Genomic DNA, 1,260 nt, shown 5'->3' with positions numbered 1-1,260 from the left:
CAAACATTTGCCTCAATTCGTATAAAGCAGACTTAATTAAAGGAAGTGGTTTTTGCCATCTCGTTTTCTGAATCCGACTTACTGTTATGTATATCGCAACCTCTGCTGTCTTGATTGATTGAAAATATCCCCCTGTATTTACCCTTATCAGCTCTATCCTGCTATTTATATTCTCAACCACATTCGTCGTGTATATATACCTCCTCACCCCCTCAGGATATTTCTTATAAACAAAATAATGCTCCTTCTTTTTCAAAAGTCCCTTTATATAAGCTGGATACTTCTTCTCATAACTCTTACATAATTCCTCAAATCTATTTAAGGCCCTCTCATACTCCTCTATCCTCTTTATAATGCTTAACTCCTCATAAAATTTTTTAGCATCCTGCTTAGACATGTTCCTGTTGATGTTCCTTTGCATGTGTACAAAACAAAGCTGATGATCTGTCTCAGGAAAGAGGGCTTTTATGGCTTGAGTAAGGCCAGGAAAATCATCACTCACTATTACCATAACCCTCTTAACTCCCCTCTTTATCAAATCATTAAGTATCTGGAGCCAGTCCTCCTTCGTCTCTGAACCAAAATAAATGTAATAAGAAAGTAAATTTTTTCTTCCCTCCATATCTATCCCGATGATATTATAAATAACTGCTTTTCTGATTCTGTTGGCTTCGGTATCTTTTATCTGAGTATGATAAGCGTCTATAAACATAGCAAACAAATTTTCTGGCAATTCTTTGGTTTTTAATTCTTTGGCTTGGTTATACAATTCTTCTTTAATTTCTTCTATTTGTTCTGGGGAGTAGGGGAGTTTCATAGATTGCAAGAGGGCTTTGATTTTATTGGGGGAGTAGCTTTGGAGAACGAGGTTAAGGATAAAGTCCTGGAAGGATTCATCAGCTTTTTGCCATTCAGGAGGAAGAATAGCAGGTCTGAATTCAGATTTTCTATCTCTTGGGACAGAGATACCAAGGTTACCTAAGAAACAGGCAAGTTGTCTTTCATAGTAACCATTAGCTTTATTATCAATACTATCTCTAAGGAATATTTCTCTTTCTTTTTTCATGAGAGCGTTTAAGAGGAGTGCAGCAGCCATTTTGATACCCTCTTTTGATTCAATTTTTGAGATTTCACTTAAAACTTTTTCTAAATCTAAGTCTAAGTTTTCCATTTTACAGACCTCCTGGTTAGTTTAGTCTTTTAGGTTTTATGTTATCATTAATTTAAAAAATATTAAAAATTTTTATTATGCCTCTAAAA

Annotated in this window: 1 protein-coding gene; it reads right to left on the bottom strand. The window is 34.7% G+C overall.

Annotated elements, in window-relative coordinates; all coding sequences use genetic code 11:
* Window positions 1-1,171: IS256 family transposase (locus G495_RS21410; RefSeq protein ID WP_084458342.1), on the bottom strand; the 1,171-nt coding region annotated here is incomplete at its 3' end.
* Window positions 1,172-1,260 lie beyond the last annotated feature (89 nt).

Origin of the sequence: Desulfocurvus vexinensis DSM 17965, assembly GCF_000519125.1 — a bacterium.
In the GTDB taxonomy this organism is placed as follows: Bacteria; Desulfobacterota; Desulfovibrionia; order Desulfovibrionales; family Desulfovibrionaceae; genus Desulfocurvus; species Desulfocurvus vexinensis.
This window is presented reverse-complemented; position numbering and strand designations above follow the sequence as displayed.